This window comes from Collinsella sp. AM28-11LB, from assembly GCF_003469895.1.
Classification (GTDB): domain Bacteria; phylum Actinomycetota; class Coriobacteriia; order Coriobacteriales; family Coriobacteriaceae; genus Collinsella.
Map to the genome: position 1 here is coordinate 60,563 of NZ_QSKJ01000002.1, position 17,420 is coordinate 77,982.

Annotated in this window: 13 protein-coding genes; 12 read left to right on the forward strand and 1 reads right to left on the reverse strand. The window is 62.1% G+C overall.

Features of this window, described 5'->3' with window-relative positions; translation table 11 throughout:
• Positions 1 to 75: 75 nt before the first annotated feature.
• From DW732_RS02220 to DW732_RS02240, 5 genes are all read left to right on the forward strand, one after another.
• Positions 76 to 513, forward strand: a complete 438-nt coding sequence (locus DW732_RS02220; RefSeq protein WP_199569707.1) for a DUF4956 domain-containing protein — start codon at positions 76 to 78, stop codon at positions 511 to 513.
• A gap of 247 nt (positions 514 to 760) precedes the next feature.
• A complete protein-coding gene (locus tag DW732_RS02225; RefSeq protein ID WP_233539337.1) occupies positions 761 to 1,732 on the forward strand; it encodes a LacI family DNA-binding transcriptional regulator in 972 nt (323 codons plus the stop codon).
• A 184-nt stretch (positions 1,733 to 1,916) separates the two neighbouring features.
• Positions 1,917 to 3,317, forward strand: a complete 1,401-nt coding sequence (locus DW732_RS02230; RefSeq protein WP_118098478.1) for a PTS transporter subunit EIIC — start codon at positions 1,917 to 1,919, stop codon at positions 3,315 to 3,317.
• 107 nt (positions 3,318 to 3,424) lie between these two features.
• Positions 3,425 to 4,966, forward strand: a complete 1,542-nt coding sequence (locus tag DW732_RS02235) for a glycoside hydrolase family 32 protein (RefSeq protein ID WP_118098480.1) — start codon at positions 3,425 to 3,427, stop codon at positions 4,964 to 4,966.
• Between the two features lie 96 nt (positions 4,967 to 5,062).
• Entirely contained in the window at positions 5,063 to 6,055 is a 993-nt protein-coding gene (locus DW732_RS02240; protein WP_158567319.1) for a PLP-dependent transferase, read from the forward strand.
• 101 nt (positions 6,056 to 6,156) lie between these two features.
• Here DW732_RS02240 and DW732_RS02245 read toward each other — a convergent pair whose 3' ends face one another.
• Positions 6,157 to 6,501, reverse strand: a complete 345-nt coding sequence (locus tag DW732_RS02245; protein WP_118098484.1) for a winged helix-turn-helix domain-containing protein — start codon at positions 6,499 to 6,501, stop codon at positions 6,157 to 6,159.
• Positions 6,502 to 6,694: 193 nt separating this feature from the next.
• Between DW732_RS02245 and DW732_RS02250 the strand changes: the two genes are divergently transcribed.
• From DW732_RS02250 to DW732_RS02280, 7 genes are all read left to right on the forward strand, one after another.
• Positions 6,695 to 8,206: an IMP dehydrogenase gene (locus DW732_RS02250; RefSeq protein ID WP_117758167.1), complete on the forward strand. Its 1,512-nt coding sequence runs from the start codon at positions 6,695 to 6,697 to the stop codon at positions 8,204 to 8,206.
• Positions 8,207 to 8,576: 370 nt separating this feature from the next.
• Positions 8,577 to 11,153, forward strand: coding sequence for a leucine--tRNA ligase (gene leuS, locus DW732_RS02255; protein ID WP_118098486.1), 2,577 nt, complete (start codon positions 8,577 to 8,579; stop codon positions 11,151 to 11,153).
• A 256-nt stretch (positions 11,154 to 11,409) separates the two neighbouring features.
• Positions 11,410 to 11,904, forward strand: coding sequence for a ribosome maturation factor RimP (gene rimP, locus DW732_RS02260; RefSeq protein WP_118098488.1), 495 nt, complete (start codon positions 11,410 to 11,412; stop codon positions 11,902 to 11,904).
• A 1-nt stretch (position 11,905) separates the two neighbouring features.
• Positions 11,906 to 13,153 (forward strand): transcription termination factor NusA, encoded by a 1,248-nt coding sequence (nusA, locus tag DW732_RS02265; protein ID WP_006234042.1) that lies wholly within the window; start codon positions 11,906 to 11,908, stop codon positions 13,151 to 13,153.
• Positions 13,154 to 13,244: 91 nt separating this feature from the next.
• Complete coding sequence (gene infB / locus DW732_RS02270) at positions 13,245 to 15,959, forward strand: translation initiation factor IF-2 (protein WP_117735032.1); 2,715 nt, start codon at positions 13,245 to 13,247, stop codon at positions 15,957 to 15,959.
• Between the two features lie 11 nt (positions 15,960 to 15,970).
• Positions 15,971 to 16,381 (forward strand): 30S ribosome-binding factor RbfA, encoded by a 411-nt coding sequence (gene rbfA / locus DW732_RS02275; protein ID WP_006234038.1) that lies wholly within the window; start codon positions 15,971 to 15,973, stop codon positions 16,379 to 16,381.
• The gene (locus tag DW732_RS02280) at positions 16,374 to 17,417 is read left to right on the forward strand and encodes a bifunctional oligoribonuclease/PAP phosphatase NrnA (RefSeq protein WP_089571696.1); all 1,044 of its coding nucleotides are present in this window, start codon (positions 16,374 to 16,376) and stop codon (positions 17,415 to 17,417) included. Before rbfA ends, DW732_RS02280 begins: the two co-directional genes overlap by 8 nt.
• The last annotated feature ends 3 nt before the right edge of the window (positions 17,418 to 17,420 follow it).

The following is a 17,420-nucleotide window of genomic DNA, read 5'->3' on the forward strand; positions in this document are numbered from 1 at the left end:
CTGTCGCGAGTTCTACATCGAGTGCATCTACAACATGATGCGCCCGTGGGCCATCGTGGACTATGAGCGTGAGCCGTGGGTGATGGACGAAGGTACCGTGCTCTGTCTATTGTCCGCTACCGCACGGCGGTCAAGGACCCGCTCGACCTGCTGTATCTGTTTTGGGCCATTACCACGGGCATTACGGCGGGTGCCGGCATGTATGCGCTCGTGGGGCTCACGGCGGTGGTGATTGTGGTGATGATTGCCGGCTTTGCGAGCCACCAGGACAAGGCGCGCGTGTACATGATGGCCATCCACTACACGGGCCAGACCGCCGGCGAGGACATTGTGCGCGCCTTTGGCCGCACCAAGTTCACCGTCAAGTCCAAGACCATGCGCGGTGACAAGGTCGAGATGGCCGTCGAGGTGTTCTCGGACGGCGTTGATATGCCCTATGCCGACGCCATCCGCGCGCTCGACGGCGTGGAAGACCTGACGCTCATCCAGTACAACGGCGAGTACCACGGCTAACTATTTCCGGCGTTCTACCGAGCGCCGGACCGGTCGACGCTGCGCGAACATCTGCCGGGCGATCTGCCGCTCAAACCGTCGCTCGCGTACATAAAGTACGCTTCGCTCCTCTTTCGCGGCACCTCGCCACGGCAGCTGCCCGCTCGCTGACGTTTGCTCGACCTGAGTGGGCCGATTTGGTTCGCATGCCGTCTTCACGGGTATCATGGTGAAAGCGATTTCAACGACAGGGGTACTCGTGGTAAAGATGAAAGATGTGGCCGAGCTGGCCGGCGTTTCGAGCGCCGCCGTCTCGCGCTACCTCAACGGTGGCTACATTTCGACGGACAAGGCCGAGCGCATTAAGCAGGCGATTGAGCTGACCGGATACGTGCGGTCCAGCCAGGCTCGCGCGCTGCGCACCGGTTCCACCAAGCTCATCGGCGTCATCGTGCCTAAGATCAACTCGGAATCCGTGAGCCGCATTACCGCCGGCATTGGCCAGGTGCTCGGTCGCCGTGGCTACCAGATGCTGCTTGCCAATACCGACAACGCGGCCGATCGCGAGCTCGAATACCTCGATTTATTCCAAAACCACCCGGTCGATGGCATTGTGCTGGTGGCAACCATGATTACCGACGAGCATCGCCGGGCGATTGAGTCGTGCCGCGTGCCCATCGTGCTGATCGGTCAGAATGTTGAGGGCGCGGCGTGCGTCTATCACGACGACTACGAGGCCGCCTTTGAGCTGGGTCATGCGCTTGCGGGTCGCGTGGATGGCAAGATTGCCTACATTGGAGTTACCGAGGAGGACCGCGCTGCTGGCTATGACCGCCGTCGCGGTTTTGAGGCTGGCTTGCGCGCCGCAGGCGTGGCGCTTGATCCGAGCCTGATTCGCCAGGGGTCTTTTACGCTCGACTCGGGCTATGGTGCGGCGCGTGAACTGCTTTCCGTCGCTCCCGATGTTTCGTTTATCGCCTGCGCGACCGACACCATGGCGGCGGGCGCGCTGCGTGCCATCGATGAGGTTCGCGGCGTGGGCGAGGGCATGCACCGCGTAAGCGGTTTTGGTGACAACGCGTTTTTGCGCGCGCTGACGGGCGGCATTCCCACCGTGCACTATGGCTACCTGACCAGTGGCGTCGAGGCGACCAATATGTTGCTCAACACGCTCGATGGCGTGGAGGGGGAGAGCGGTCTCAAGACGCTCAAGCTCGGCCATCAGCTTATGAATGTCTAGGTTTTGGGCACGTCTGTCTGCCTCTGAGTCGCCTGTTTTTGCCTTAAAACTACCTTTCGCCGGCTTTTTCCTACCGTTCACCCTATTATGAAAACGATTACAGAATTATGAAACTGAAAACGATTACAGTATAAGTGTCAAAGATGGCCGGGTGCGAATGCACCCGTTGGAGGAAAGGGAAGTCATGGACTACCGTAAATCAGCCCAAGAGGTGCTCGACAACATCGGTGGCGCCGGCAACGTTGTTTCGGCTGCACACTGCGCCACGCGTCTGCGTCTGGTGATTGCCGATAACGCCAAGGTCGACAAGGAGGCCCTTGAGAATATCGACGGCGCCAAGGGCGTCTTTGAGGCCCAGGGCCAGCTCCAGATTATTTTTGGTACCGGCACCGTCAACAAGGTCTACGAAGAGTTCATTGCGTTCAGCGGAGTCGAGGCTGCCACCAAGGCCGAGGTCAAGGAGGCCGCCGCACAGCAGCAGAACATCTTTATGCGTGCCATTAAGGTGCTCGGCGACGTCTTTGTCCCCATCATCCCCGCCATCGTGGCTTCGGGCCTGCTGCTGGGAATCATGAGCGCCCTCAACTTTATGGCCTCCAACGGCTTTATCGCGCTCGACACCAATAACTTTATCTACAAGATCGCCGACCTGGTCTCGGGAACGTCCTTCGGCATTCTGCAGATCCTGATCGGCTACTCCGCCGCCAAGGCCTTTGGCGCCAACCCGTACCTGGGTGCCGTCGTCGGCGGTGCGTTCATCAACTCCTCGCTGCAGAGCGCCTACACGGTTGCCTCCGAGGGCGTGCAGACCATGGTCACCGTCATCCCCGGCGTGTACAGCTTTGAGTGGGTCGGCTATCAGGGCCATGTGATTCCCATCGTTATCGCCTGCGCCATTCTCGCCTTCCTCGAGAAGCGTCTCCACAAGGTTGTCCCCGAGATGTTCGACCTCTTTGTGACCCCGCTTGTCTCGGTGTTCGTGACCGTGCTCGTGACGCTCGTTGCCGTCGGCCCCATCTTTGTTTGGGCCGAGAACGCCATCCTCGGTCTGATCCAGACCCTGCTGACCCTGCCCTTCGGCATCGGTTCCTTTATCGTCGGCCTGTTCTATGCCCCCACGGTCGTTACCGGTATCCACCAGATGTACACCGCCATCGACCTGGGCCAGCTCGCCCAGTACGGCGTGACCTACTGGCTGCCCATCGCTAGCGCTGCCAATATCGCCCAGGGTGGCGCCGCGCTTGCCGTTGCCTTTAAGACCCGCGATGCCAAGATCAAGGGCCTGGCGCTTCCTTCGGCTCTGTCCGCCTTTATGGGCATTACCGAGCCTGCCATCTTTGGTGTGAACCTGCGCTTCTTTAAGCCCTTCATCGCCGGCTGCATCGGCGGCGGCTGCGGTGCCCTGGTCTGCGCGCTCACCTCGCTGGCTGCCTCCGGCACGGGCGTTACCGGTATCTTCGGTATCCTGCTGTGCCTGGCCCAGCCCGTGCAGTACGCGATCATGTTTGCGGTCGCCGCGCTGGTTTCCTTTGGCGTCTCGTTTGTCCTGTACAAGGACGAGCCCAAGGCTTCCGAGCAGGCCTAAGGGCTTTTGATTGAGGGGGTGCCCGCGGGTTGTATGCTCGCGGGCGTTTCCCGTATCTGGTGCCGATATCTGGTGCCTTGTAACTTTCGATCCGTTAGGACTTTGATATGTCTAATGCACTTGGTCGCGACCTTGCAAAGCTGGTTGCCGCTGTTGACGCTGCCGCCTCTGAGTGCGGTCATGGCGCGTATGGCCAGCACTTCCATATTATGCCGCCGGCGGGTTGGCTCAATGACCCCAACGGTCTTTGCCAAGCGGGCGGCGTGTTCCACGCTTATTTTCAATATGCGCCGTTTGATGTCGAGGGTGGCGTTAAGGTCTGGGGTCATGCGACGAGCCGCGACCTTATGACGTGGGACTACGTTGGCGCCCCGCTGCTGCCCGACGAGCCGTTCGATTGCCATGGCGTGTATTCGGGCTCCGCGCTTGCTGAGGACGGCCGCATTCGCGTGCTGTACACGGGCAACGTTAAGCTTTCCGATGCAGACGGCACGTACGACTACGTCAATACCGGTCGACGAGCCGATACTGTTTATGTCGAGAGCATTGATGGTCTTGCCGGTCGGGAGTTCAGCCAAAAGCGCGTGGTGCTGGCGTCCGATGATTATCCCGAGGATTTGACCTGCCACGTGCGCGATCCCAAGGTGTGGCGTGACGCGGACGGGCATTATCACATGGTGCTGGGCGCCCGTCGTCGCGTGGATGGACCGCATATCGAAAGCCATTTTTGTGCGATGCACGGCGAGGGTGCCGGGCGCGATGTGGGCGAGATCCTGGTGTATGGCTCGGCCGATATGTTGAGCTGGGAACTCGAGAGCCGTGTGTCTACGCCCGAGCGTTTCGGCTTTATGTGGGAGTGCCCGGGGTATCTTGAGCTTAAGACCGATGACGGTGTGCCGGTGAAGTTCCTGTCCTTCTCTCCTCAGGGGCTCGAAGGCGGTCGTTGGGACCGCGGCAACGTATACGCTGCTGGCTACATGCCTGTAACAGGCGACATTACCGGCGGCGACGGTGCCTATGAGCTGGGCGAGTTCCGCCTGTGGGACGCCGGTTTTGACTTCTATGCTCCGCAGGAGTTCACGGCCGAGGACGGTCGCCACATGCTGATCGGCTGGATGGGCATGCCCGATGAGCCGACCTATGGCAACGCGCCCACCGTGGTGTGCGGCTGGCAGCACTGCATGACGGTGCCGCGTGAGCTTACAGCCGGTGCCGGCGGCGTGGTGCTGCAGCAGCCGGCGCGCGAGATCGAGCGCCATTATGCCTCGGTGCGTGTGGGGGTGGGCTCGTTGGAGGTTGCCGGCGATACCTGCTTTGACGTTGTTGTCGACGGTGTCAACGACGCGTTTACCGCGACCGTTGATGACGAGCTGAAGCTTGCGTTTGTGCCCGCCGAGGGCGAGCTGCCCGCGCGCTTTGAGATGCGATTTGCCGATGAAGGCCGCGCTTCTGCCGGCTGCGGTCGTACCGTGCGCTGGGAGCCCGTCAACGAGGTTCGTAACGTGCGCGTTGTTGGCGATGTCTCGTCGGTCGAGGTGTTTGTGAACGATGGCGCGCTCGTGTTTTCGACGCGCATCTATCCGGAGGCCTATGGCGTGTCCGTTGACGCTCCGGGTGCGAGCGTGACCTGCCACGTACTCAATATCTAGGCGATTGGTCGTCTATCGGCGCTATACTGCAGCCGTTGCCCACGATGCGGGGAACACCCGCATCGTGGGTTTTTGCTTATGAAGGGACGGTGCCGCGTGGACGTACAGCAGCTAGAAGAGGCCTGGGCTTTGAGGACCGGCGCGCGTGAAGCGCGGTTGCTCACGGCCTCGCATGTGCCGGCAGCGCTGTCGTTGCTGGGGATTGTGCAGCCAGGGGATCGCCTGGTGGCATTTGCGGATGACTTTACCGATGCGTTCGCTCACGGCTTTGATGGCTGCGATGTTGCGCTGGTGGGGGAGCTGTCGGTTGCAGCGTTTGACGCCGCGTCCGTGGGTTTTGACGCTTCGTTTGATGTCGCGGGCCCGCATCTGTGGTGGTTCGTTAACTCCATTGGCGGGTTTGGCCTGCGCGTGCCCGATCTTCGTGCTCTGGGCCGCGCAGCTCGTGTTGCCCGTGCACTCCTCGTGGTGGATAACACTGTGGCAAGCGTCTTTGGGTGCGATCCGCTGCGCTTGGGAGCCGTGCTGTCGCTCGAGGCCCTTGATCGTGTGTGTGCCGGTGGGGCTCCGCGCAAGCTTGTGACGGCGTCGGTGGCGCGCTCGCAGCTCAAACGGCATCGTGTGGACACCGCTGCCGAGTGCGCGCATGCGTTGCTTACCGGCTGCGGTGCGCCTGTGCTTGATCTGACTGTTGATGAGGCCGACGTGCTGGAGTGCGGGCTCGAGACGCTCAACGCTCGCATACAATCGCACTTTGACCGCGCCCGTGCGCTGGCAGAGTATTTGGCTGCGAACGAGATGGTGCGCAATGTGCGTTACCCCGGGCTGAGTTCGCATCCCGATCATGCAGTTGCAACGGGAATCCTCGAGCACGGCTTTGGTCCGGCAGTCGAATTTGACCTTATCGATCGCAGCGCGGGTGAGCTGTTCGAGGCTTTGCCGGGGGAGTTTCGCACATCGCCCGCCGGCGGCGCCGCGACGCGCCTTTCTGCTCCACGCGGCAAGCAGGGGAGTACCATCCGCCTTTTCGCCGGCATCGACGATCCTCTGGCAGTAGCGGCCACCCTAGACCACGCCCTCCGCAAGTAGCTAATTTGGGACGGGGCTTTTTTAGCTACCCAATGTCAATTTTTGGCTATGAGTCAAGAATGCTCTGGATGGGTAGCTAAAAAAGCCCCGTCCCAAATTAGCTACTCTTTGATGCTGGCGATGAGGTCGTTGGCCTTGGTGGCGATCGCTTGGTTGATTTCTGCTTGCAGGCCCTCGTAGACCGCTACGGCTCGCTCGCCGGCGGGGGTGAGCGTGGATCCGCGGGCGCCGTCGCGCTCGATGAGCTTGCAACCCAGCTGTCCTTCGGCCTCATTTATGATGCGCCAGGCCTTGGAATACGCTATGCCCATGCTTTTGGCGGCGCGGTTGAGCGAGTGCTCGCGGGCGATACCCTGCAGCAGCAAGACGCAGCCGTGGCCGAACACGCCCGGCAGATCGTTGTCGCACGATTGAATGACCAGTCGCGCCGTAGTCTTGTACTCCATATGCTCCACGTCTCCCCGCTAAAGTGTTTGCTGGGCAAACACAAAGCCTGCGTCAAGCCCTCGTGTGCTCTTCTTAATTCATGCTTTGTAGCAGTCAAAGTGCGTTAAGATACTTCCCCAGTATTGGGCGCCCAAGGTTGGGCTGGGTCCTACGAGGCCTGCAGCCGACCGGTCGCATGGAAAAAGGAGAAACATGGCTACGTTCTTTCCCGGTGAGTCCCACACGTTTTCGGAGTATCTGCTGGTCCCTGGTTACTCGTCCTCGCAGTGCATCCCCAACAACGTCTCTCTTAAGACGCCGCTGACCCGTTTTAAGCGCGGTGAGAAGCCGGCAATCACCCTGAACATCCCCATGGTTTCCGCCATCATGCAGTCCGTCTCGGGCGTCGACATGGGTGTCGCGCTCGCTACCGAGGGTGGCCTGTCCTTCATTTACGGTTCCCAGACCCCCGAGTCCGAGGCCGCCATGGTCAAAGCCGTCAAGGATCACAAGGCCGGCTTTGTCCAGTCCGATTCCACGCTGACCCCCGACATGACTATGGAGCAGGTCATCGCCCTCAAGGAAAAGACCGGTCACTCCACTATGCCGGTTACCGACGATGGCACCCCCAAGGGCAAGCTCGTGGGTATCGTCACCAGCCGTGACTATCGCCCCAGCCGCGATGATCACCAAAAGAAGGTCTCCGAGTTCATGACCCCGCGTGAGCAGCTCATCGTGGGCGACAAGAACATCAGCCTCAAGGTTGCCAACGACGTCATCTGGGACAACAAACTCAACGCCCTGCCGATCGTCGACGACAACGATCACCTCATGGGCATCGTCTTCCGCAAGGACTACGACAGCCACAAGACCAACCCCAACGAGCTGCTCGACGGCGATAAGCGCTACATGGTCGGCGCCGGTATCAACACCCGCGACTATGCCGAGCGCGTGCCGCTGCTTATCGAGGCCGGTGCCGATGTCCTGTGCATCGACTCCTCCGAGGGCTTCAGCGAGTGGCAGAAGCGTACCATCGAGTGGATTCGTGCCAACTACGGCGAGGACGTCAAGGTCGGTGCCGGCAACGTCGTCGACGCCGAAGGCTTCCGCTTCTTGGCCGACTGCGGTGCCGACTTCATCAAGGTCGGTATCGGCGGCGGCTCCATTTGCATCACCCGCGAGACCAAGGGTATCGGTCGTGGCCAGGCCACCGCGCTGATCGACGTCTGCCGCGCCCGCGACGAGTACTACGAGGAGACCGGCGTCTATGTGCCCGTGTGCTCCGATGGTGGCATCGTCTACGACTACCACATGACGCTCGCCCTTGCCATGGGTGCCGACTTTATGATGCTGGGCCGCTACTTCGCCCGCTTTGACGAGAGCCCGACCGAGCGCGTCAACGTCAACGGCCAGTACATGAAGGAGTACTGGGGCGAGGGCTCTGCGCGTGCCCGCAACTGGCAGCGCTACGACCTGGGCGGCGCCGCGAAGCTTAGCTTCGTCGAGGGCGTCGACTCCTACGTTCCCTACGCCGGCTCCCTCAAGGACGGCGTGGGCGGCACGCTCTACAAGGTCAAGTCCACGATGTGCAACTGCGGTGCCCTCTCGATCCCCGAGCTCCAGGAAAAGGCGCGCCTGACGCTGGTAAGCTCGACCTCGATCGTCGAAGGCGGAGCCCACGACGTTGTTGTCAAGGATTCCCAGCAGAGCGTCACGTACCGCTAGGCGGCTTTCCCAGGCACCGCATCTTGGGCCTCAAACCGTCGCTCGCGTACCAAAGTACGCGTCGCTCCTCTTTCGGCCCAATCTGCGGCACCTGGAAAACCCGTTCATACTAGGACGGGTAACAAATAACGGTTGACTCGCAACCACGTTATTTAGATAAAGCGAGATGCCCGCAAGTCGCAGGCATCTCGCTTGTTGTATTTGCTATCATCAACCAAGTTAACCTTAGGGTCGGGCGGCTTGGCTTTGTTCGCTACAAGTTCCGCACGCAAAGAAGAGCACTTAATGTGCTCTTCGTCTTGCGCAGGACTGTCCGCAGTAGCGAATAAAGCTAAGCCGTCCGACCCCAGCAAAGATTAAAGGAGCTGATATGTGCGATTGCACAGATCATAAGGACGAGATCCCTGCTTACGACGCGCAGGCCATTGAGTCCCGGTGGATGAAGGCGTGGGACGACGAGAACCTCTTTGCCGTCGACACCGATGCCACCAAGCCCAAGAAGTACGTGCTCGAGATGTTCCCATATCCGTCGGGCGACCTGCACATGGGCCACGCGCGCAACTACACCATCGGCGATGCCATGGCCCGTCAGGCCCGCATGCGCGGCTTTGACGTGCTGCATCCCATCGGCTTTGACGCCTTTGGTCTGCCTGCCGAGAACGCCGCCATCAAGCACAACACGCAGGCTGCCGCCTGGACGTATAAGAACATGGACCAGGCGCTCGCCACGATGAGGCGCATGGGCTTCTCCTACGATCTGGATCGTACCGTTAAAACCTGCAGCCCCGACTACTATCGCTGGGGTCAGTGGATCTTTGAGAAGATGTGGGAAAAGGGCCTGGTCTACCGCAAGAAGAATCCGGTCAACTGGTGCCCCACCTGCAAGACCGTTTTGGCCAACGAGCAGGTAACCGAGGGCAAGTGCTGGCGCTGCGGCACCGAGCCCGAGAAGCGTGACCTCGAGCAGTGGTACTACAAGATCACCGAGTACTCCCAGGAGCTGCTCGATGACTTGGAGAAGCTCCCCGGTTGGCCCGAGCGCGTCAAGCAGATGCAGGCTAACTGGATCGGCCGCTCCGAGGGCGCCGAGGTCGACTTTACCCTGTGCGATGCCGATGGCGAGCCCATCGAGGGCGACGAGGGCAAGATCACCGTCTTCACTACGCGCGCCGACACGCTCTTTGGTGCTTCCTTCTTTGTCCTCGCTCCCGAGTACGCTCGTCTGCACGAGCTCGTCGAGGGCACTCAGTACGAGGAAGCCGTCACCAAGATCGTCGAGGACTCCAAGCATATCTCTGCCGTCGAGCGCGCCCAGGGCACCCTCGAGAAGCACGGCGCCTTTACGGGTCGCTACGTGGTGAACCCCGTCAACGGCGAGAAGATCCCCGTATGGGTTGCCGACTACGTCGTGGCCGACTACGGCACCGGTGCCGTTATGGCCGTTCCCTGCGGCGACCAGCGCGACTTTGAGTTCGCCCGCAAGTACGATCTGCCGATCGTGCCGATCATTCTGGACGATGAGGATCGCGCTGCCGTCGAGGCCAGCGGTGAGACCATCGACACCTTCCATGCCGAGACCGTCGACTGGGATTGCGCCCATGCCGCCGAGGGCACGCTGGTGCAGTCGGGCAAGTACACCGGCATGCGTGGCGGTAAGCACTCCGAGGGCGAGGCTGCCATCGTGGCCGACCTCGAGGCCATGGGCTGCGGCCGTCGCAAGGTCGAGTTCCGCCTGCGCGACTGGCTCATCAGCCGCCAGCGCTATTGGGGCAACCCCATCCCGGCCATCCACTGCGAGCACTGCGGCATCGTGCCCGTGCCCGAGGATCAGCTGCCGGTGACGCTGCCCGAGAACCTTGACCTGGGCGCCGGCGAGACCCTTGCCGAGTGCAAGGAGTTCTACGAGACCACCTGCCCGGTCTGCGGCCGCCCGGCCAAGCGCGAGACCGATACCATGGACACCTTCACCTGCTCCAGCTGGTATTACCTGCGCTATACCGACCCGCACAACACCGAACTGCCCTTCTCCAAGGAAGCTGCCGACCGTTGGATGCCCGTCGATAACTACATCGGCGGCATCGAGCACGCTATTTTGCACCTGCTCTACAGCCGCTTCTTTACCAAGGCGCTGCGCGACCTGGGTCTGCTGAGCGTGGACGAGCCCTTCACCAACCTGCTGTGCCAGGGCATGGTCAAGGACGAAAACGGCGACACCATGTCCAAGTCCAAGGGCAATGTTGTGCCCCCGAGCTCGGTTATCGAGCCCTACGGCGCCGATACCATGCGTCTGGCGATCCTGTTTATCGCCCCGCCCGAGAAGGACTTCGACTGGGATCCCAAGGCCGTCGAGGGTGCCAACCGCTTTATCAAGCGCGCCTGGCGTATCGTGTGGCAGCTCGTCCAGTTCGGCGACGCCAACGTGGCCTTCGACAAGTCTGCGCTCGACGAGGTTGCGATGAAGCTCTATCGCGAGCGTCACCGCACCATCGCTAAGTGCACTGAGGACTTTGACCGCGGCCAGTTCAACACCGCGATCTCGGCCGTCATGGAGCTCGTCAACGCGGCGAGCGCCTACCTTAACGCCACCGAGGGCGCATCGCGCGACAAGGCGCTGTGCTATGGCGTGGCTAAGGACATCGTGAGCGTCCTTGCCCCCATCTGCCCGTTCTGGGCCGACGAGCTGTGGCACGAGGCCCTCGGCTGCGAGGGCAACGCCTACACCGCCGCCTGGCCCGAGTTCGACCTGGCCGAGTCCATCGAGGACACGGTGCAGATTGTCGTGCAGGTGCTCGGCAAGGTTCGTGGCCGCATCGACGTAGCCCGCGATGCCTCCAACGAGGAGATGCAGGCTGCCGCCGAGGCCGCTGTCGCCAAGTGGACCGAGGGCAAGACCGTTGTCAAGGCCATCTGCGTGCCCGGCAAGCTGGTCAACCTGGTGGTCAAGTAAACGCCGCATGCGCAGCTGACGTGTAAAAGACGAGGGACGATCCGGTTGGGTCGTCCCTCGTCTTATTGTCGTTCACTCGAGACCGCGGTCAATTGTCTTATTCTTGTGGAGATGCTGTGGGCACGCTGACCTGCGGGTTTCTGTGGCACTTGCGTGTTTCCGCAGGTATTGGTATAGTTTGCTTGCAAATGAAGTTGTAATTGAAAGAAGTGGGGTCTCGGCCCCGCTTCTTTTTTGTATGGATGGAGGTGCCGCAATGGTCAAGACCAAGACCGAGCAGGCGATCATCGACGCGCTCGAGGCCGTGGCTCCCCAGCACGATGTCGACATCGTCGACGTCGAGCTCGTGGGTGCCACCAAGGCCCCCTGCGTGCGTGTGCGTATCGAGGGTGCCGAGGGTCAGAGCCTGTCCCTCAACGACGTCACAGCCAACACCAAGTGGGTCGGCGATGTGATCGAGGAGCTCGACCCCATTTCTTCGAGCTACACGCTCGAGGTGTCGAGCCCGGGTATGGCGCGCCCGCTGCGCCGTCCGCGCGACTTTGCCCGCTTTGTGGGCGAGGACTGCGAGCTCACCTCCACCGCCACCGAGGGCCGTCGCAAGTACTCCGGCAAGATTGCCGCCGCGACCGAGACGAACGTGACCCTCGATCTCGAGGACGGCGAGTCCGTCACCCTCGATTTCACTGATGTTAAAAAGTGCAAGTTGAAGCCCACCTATGACTTCAAGCCCGCGAAGGAAGGAAAGTAAGATGGCAGCATCCGACATGATGTCCGCCCTGATGGAGCTTTGCCAGGAGAAGCACATCGACCAGCTCTACCTGATCGACCGCCTGGAGCAGTCGCTCGCCAAGAGCTACGCCGAGATCCTGCATCTTGAGTGGGGCGCCAAGGTGACCATCGACCGCACCACCGGCAAGATCTATGTCTACCGCCTGGAGCCGATCGACGATTCCATGGACGAGGAGGGCAACTTCACCGAGTTCGAGGAGATCGACGTCACTCCCAAGAACACGAGCCGCATCGCCGCCCAGCACGCCAAGGCCGAGATCAACGCCATCGTTCGCAACTCCGCCCGCGAGCAGATCTACGAGGAGTTCTCCGGCCGCATCGGCGACCTCATCAGCGGTACCGTGCTGCAGTCCACCCCCGACTTTACGATCGTCAAGATTCGCGAGGGCGTCGAGGCCGAGCTTCCGCACTTTGACCAGCGTCGTTATGAGAACGAGCGCAACGAGCGTCCGATGGGCGAGCGCTACCTGCACAACCAGCACATCAAGGCCGTGATCATCGACGTTCGCGACCCCAACTCCAACCTGCAGCCTGTTCGCGGCGAACACAGCCGTCCGCCGATTGTCATCTCTCGTACCCACCCCGAGCTCATGCGTCGTCTGTTTGAGCAGGAGGTGCCCGAGATCTATGAGGGCACCGTCCAGATCAAGTCGATCGCCCGCGAGCCCGGCCAGCGCTCCAAGGTCGCCGTCCACTCGCTCGACGATCGTCTGGATCCCGTGGGCGCCTGCGTCGGCCCCAAGGGCAGCCGTGTTCGCGCTGTCGTGGGCGAGCTCCGTGGCGAGCGCGTCGACGTCATCCTGTGGGATGCCGATCCTGCCGTCTACGTCGCCAACGCCCTTTCGCCCGCTAAGGTCACCCGCGTCCTCATCGACGAGGAGAAGGCCTACGCCGGCGTCATCGTGCCCGACGACCAGCTGTCCCTCGCCATCGGCAAGGAGGGCCAGAACGCCCGCCTCGCCGCGCGCCTGACCGGCTGGCACATCGATATCAAGTCCGAGACGCTTGCCGCCGACATCCTCAAGAACGTTCCCGTTCACGAGGAGCCCGCCGCCGACCTGATCGGTGACGAGGAGGACGAGGACGTCCGCCGCTGCGAGTACGTGTCCGAGGACGGCATCCAGTGCCGCAACCAGGCTCGTCCCGGCTCCCGTTTCTGCGGTGTCCATGACACCGACGCCTTCGATGATGCGGAGGACCTGATCTAGCGCGCGGTCGCGCCGGGCGGGTCCCGGCGCGTCTCCCACGCTCGTTCAGTCTCTAGGCACCCAAGGTGCCAGAAAGGGTAGGTGAAGTCATATGGCAAAAGTCCGTGTGTCCACCCTGGCCAAAGAGTTCGGCATGACCTCCAAGGAACTGATGGGTCATCTCGCCGATATGAAGATTCCCGCTAAGTCCGCTTCCTCCACCTTGGAGGACGCTTATGTCGCTATGGTCCGCAAGCAGCTAGCCTCGGTGATCGAGGCCCGCGCCCAGGAAGTCGAGGCCGCCAAGCAGGCCGAGGAGGAGGCTGCCGCCGCCGAGGAGGCCGCTCGCGCCGCCGAGGCCGAGCGCGAGCGCATCGCCGCCGAGAAGGCCCGCGAGGAGGAGCGCCGCCAGTTTGCCGCAGCCCAGGCTGCCGAGGAGGCTGCGCGCGCCGAGGCCGAGGCCAAGAAGAAGGCCGAGCAGGAGCGCCTTGCCCGCGAGAAGGAGGAGGCTGCCCGCGAGGCTCAGCGCCGCGCCGTTCCCGCTTCGGACTCCGGTTCGCGCTTCCGTTCGCTGCTCGACCAGATCGCCGCACAGGAGACCGTGCTCAAGGAGAAGAAGGACGCCGAGGACAAGGCCAAGGCCGAGCGCGCCGCCGAGCGCGGTAACCGTCGTGGCGGTAACAACGACCGCCGCGGTGGCCGTCGCAACGACCGCAACGCCTCCGACAACAACTCCGAGCGCAACGTCTCCGAGAGCCGCCCGCACAGCCATCGCACCAACGCCAGCAACAACGTCGCTGCCGGCATGGACTTCCCCAACCCCGACAAGCAGGGCAAGGGTAAGAAGCGCAAGGGCGGTCACAACAACGAAGAGGACCACTACAGCCGCATGGCTCGCGAGGCCGAGGAGTACAGCCGCGAGAAGGTGCTCGAGGAGGCCCGTGCCGCCGTCGAGGAGGCCTCTCGCGAGTCCACCGGTCGCCGCAAGAAGCGCAAGGAGAAGCGCGAGCGCGAGGCTGCAAAGGCTCAGGAGGAGCGCAAGATAGAGGAGGCATTGGCCCAGGGCGTGAACCCCGAGGAGCTCGATGCCATCAAGGTCTCCCAGGGCGTTACGGTCCAGGAGCTCGCCGAGGCGCTTGACGTTCCGGCCAACGATATCATCAAGCGCCTGTTCCTGCTGGGTACGCCGCTCACCATGACGCAGTCCATGTCCGACGACCTCGTCGAGCTCGTTGCCGACGACCTGGGTCGTCAGATCAAGATCATCACCCCCGAGGAGGAGAACACCTTCTCGTTCTACGACGATCCCGCCGACCTTAAGCCGCGCGCACCGGTCGTCACCGTCATGGGCCACGTCGACCACGGTAAGACGTCGCTGCTCGACGCCATCCGTCACACCGGCGTCGCTGCCGGCGAGGCGGGCGGCATTACCCAGGCCATCGGCGCTTCGCAGGTCATGATTAACGACCGCAAGATCACCTTCATCGATACCCCGGGCCACGCCACCTTTACGGCCATGCGTGCCCGTGGTGCCAAGGTGACCGACATCGTCATTCTGATCGTGGCTGCCGACGACGGCGTCATGCCCCAGACCATCGAGTCGATCAACCACGCCAAGGCCGCCGGCGTACCCATCGTCGTCGCCGTCAACAAGATCGATAAGCCGGGTGCCAACCCCGACCGCGTGCGCCAAGAGCTCACCGAGTACGGCATCATCCCCGAGGAGTGGGGCGGACAGAACATGTTCGTCAACATCTCGGCCAAGCAGAAGATTGGTATCGATGATCTGCTCGAGACCGTGCTGCTCCAGGCCGACGTGCTCGAGCTCAAGGCCAATCCCGACACCTTTGCCTCCGGCAACGTCCTCGAGGCCAAGCTCGACAAGGGTCGCGGCTCGGTTGCCACGGTGCTCGTCACCCGCGGTACCCTGCACGTGGGCGATACGCTGGTCGCCGGCCTTACCTACGGCCGCGTCCGCGCCATGCTCGACCCGAAGGGCAACGCCGTCACCGAGGCCGGTCCTTCCGACGCCGTCGAGATTCTGGGTCTTCAGTCCGTGCCCAACGCCGGTGATGAGTTCCGCGTGTTCGAGGACGAGCGCGAGGCTCGCGCCCTTGCCGACGAGCGTTCGCTCAAGGCCCGTATCGAGGAACAGAGTCGCGTTAAGCACGTCACGCTCGAGAACCTCTTCGAGACCATTGCCGACGCCGAGGTCAAGGAGCTCAACCTGATCATCAAGGCCGACGTTCAGGGTTCTATCGAGGCCCTTCAGGACTCGCTCGACAAGATGGACCAGTCCGAGGTGCGCATCAACACGATCCACTCCGCAGTCGGTGCCATCAACGAGACTGACGTCGTCCTGGCCGACGCCTCCAACGCCATCATCATCGGCTTTGGTGTCCGTCCCGACGGTAAGGCCCGCTCCGCTGCGGAGCGCGAGGGCGTCGAGATCCGTTGCTACGATGTCATCTACAAGTGCCTCGAGGAGCTCGACGCTGCCCGTATCGGCATGCTCAAGCCCACCGAGGTCGAGGTCTCCACGGGTACCGCGACCGTCCTGGACACCTTCAAGGTGCCCAAAGTCGGTATCGCCGCCGGTGTCCGCGTCGAAGAGGGCGAGATCGCCGCGACCGATTCCGTGCGTCTGGTGCGCGACGGCATCGTGGTCTTTAACGGCAAGATCGCCTCGATGCGCCACTACAAGGACGAGGCCAAGAGCCTCAAGAGTGGTTCCGAGGGCGGCATTGGCCTGGAGAACTTCCAGGACATCAAGCCCGGCGACCAGATCGAGGGTTACCGCATCGACCAGGTTGCCCGTACCGAGTAGGGGGTAGCGCTATGAAGCAAACGCAGGCAACCCGCCGTCTGGGCGAGCAGCTTCGCGAGAAGCTCGGTTATATCCTGCTCTTTGAGGTTTCCGATCCGCGTCTCGACCTGGTTACTTTGACCGCGGTCGAGGTCGCGGTGGACCGTTCGTTCGCGCGCGTGTACGTGTCGTGCGATGCGAGCCGCTACGATGAGGTCATGGAGGCGCTCGCAAGCGCCAAGGGCCGTATTCGCAGCCTGTTGGCTCGCTCGCTCGATTGGCGTGTTACGCCCGAGCTCGATTTTCGCATCGATCGCTCGACCGATGAGGCCGAGCGCATCACGCGTGCGCTGGAAAACGTTCCCGCCACGCTTGCGATCGAAAAGGACGAGGACGGCTACCCCATAGCGGATGCCGCCCAGGAGGCAGCTTTAGATGACTAATTCCGCCGACCTCGCCTCGTGCGAGTCTGCAGATATTCAGCGACGCATCCTCGAGCTCATCGAGGATGCGTCCTCCATTGCGATTTCGGGACACACTTCCCCCGATGGCGACGCCCTGGGCTCCGTGCTGGGTCTGGGCCTCTCGCTTATGAAGTTTTTCCCCAACAAGGACATTGCCCTGCTGCTGGCAGACGATGACCCGGTTCCGCGCATCTACCGCTTTATGGAAGGCTCCGATCGCCTGGTGCCGGCATCTGCGTACACCGGCAATCCTGACCTGTTCATCTCGGTGGACGTACCGGTCGTCGAGCGCCTCAATAATTCCGCCGAGGTGCTTCGCCGCTCCAAGCATGTGGTGTGCTTCGATCACCATCCGGCGCGCGAGGAGTTTGCCGAGCTCAGCCTGAGACGCGTCGAAGCTGCAGCCTGCGCTATGATTATCGACCGCTTCTTGGACAATTGCGGCATTGTCGCACGTGATGGCGTCGCCACCTGTCTGCTGTGTGGCCTAGTCACCGACACCGGTCGTTTTCAGTACCAAAACGCCGATGCCGCCGCATTCCATGCGGCCTCGCGTCTGGTTGCTCACGGTGCCGATCCGGCCCGTGTTGCGCTCGAGGTCTACCAGAGCATGCGCGTTGAGTTTTTGCACCTCAAGTCCATCGTTATGGGCCGCATCAAGACGGTGGCCCACGGACGCGTCGCGTATAGCTACGCGTACCAGAGTGACCTTGAGGCTTGCGGTGTCACCTCGGATGAGTGTGACGGCCTAGTTGACGTGGTGCGCTCGGTGATGGGCGTCGAGGTCTGCCTGTTCCTGAAGGGCATTGAGGGCGATACCAAGGTGCGCGGCAACCTGCGCTCCAAGGGCGACCTCAACGTATCCGAGATCGCTGCTGCTTTTGGCGGTGGCGGACATCCCGCTGCCGCCGGTTTCTCCAACAACGGAACGATTCTCGAGACGCTTACCGTGGCACTTCCCATGCTGGCCGAGCTGGTGGGGGAGGATCCCGCTTCGGTGACCGTCGAGCTTTAACTT

Excerpts from the sequence above, each read along its gene's own strand:
- DW732_RS02225 (WP_233539337.1), top strand. The coding sequence starts at position 761 with ATGAAAGATGTGGCCGAGCTGGCCGGCGTTTCGAGCGCCGCCGTCTCG.
- DW732_RS02230 (WP_118098478.1), top strand. The coding sequence starts at position 1,917 with ATGGACTACCGTAAATCAGCCCAAGAGGTGCTCGACAACATCGGTGGC.
- DW732_RS02235 (WP_118098480.1), top strand. The coding sequence starts at position 3,425 with ATGTCTAATGCACTTGGTCGCGACCTTGCAAAGCTGGTTGCCGCTGTT.
- DW732_RS02245 (WP_118098484.1), bottom strand. The coding sequence starts at position 6,501 with ATGGAGTACAAGACTACGGCGCGACTGGTCATTCAATCGTGCGACAAC.
- DW732_RS02250 (WP_117758167.1), top strand. The coding sequence starts at position 6,695 with ATGGCTACGTTCTTTCCCGGTGAGTCCCACACGTTTTCGGAGTATCTG.
- leuS (WP_118098486.1), top strand. The coding sequence starts at position 8,577 with ATGTGCGATTGCACAGATCATAAGGACGAGATCCCTGCTTACGACGCG.
- rimP (WP_118098488.1), top strand. The coding sequence starts at position 11,410 with ATGGTCAAGACCAAGACCGAGCAGGCGATCATCGACGCGCTCGAGGCC.
- nusA (WP_006234042.1), top strand. The coding sequence starts at position 11,906 with ATGGCAGCATCCGACATGATGTCCGCCCTGATGGAGCTTTGCCAGGAG.
- infB (WP_117735032.1), top strand. The coding sequence starts at position 13,245 with ATGGCAAAAGTCCGTGTGTCCACCCTGGCCAAAGAGTTCGGCATGACC.
- rbfA (WP_006234038.1), top strand. The coding sequence starts at position 15,971 with ATGAAGCAAACGCAGGCAACCCGCCGTCTGGGCGAGCAGCTTCGCGAG.
- DW732_RS02280 (WP_089571696.1), top strand. The coding sequence starts at position 16,374 with ATGACTAATTCCGCCGACCTCGCCTCGTGCGAGTCTGCAGATATTCAG.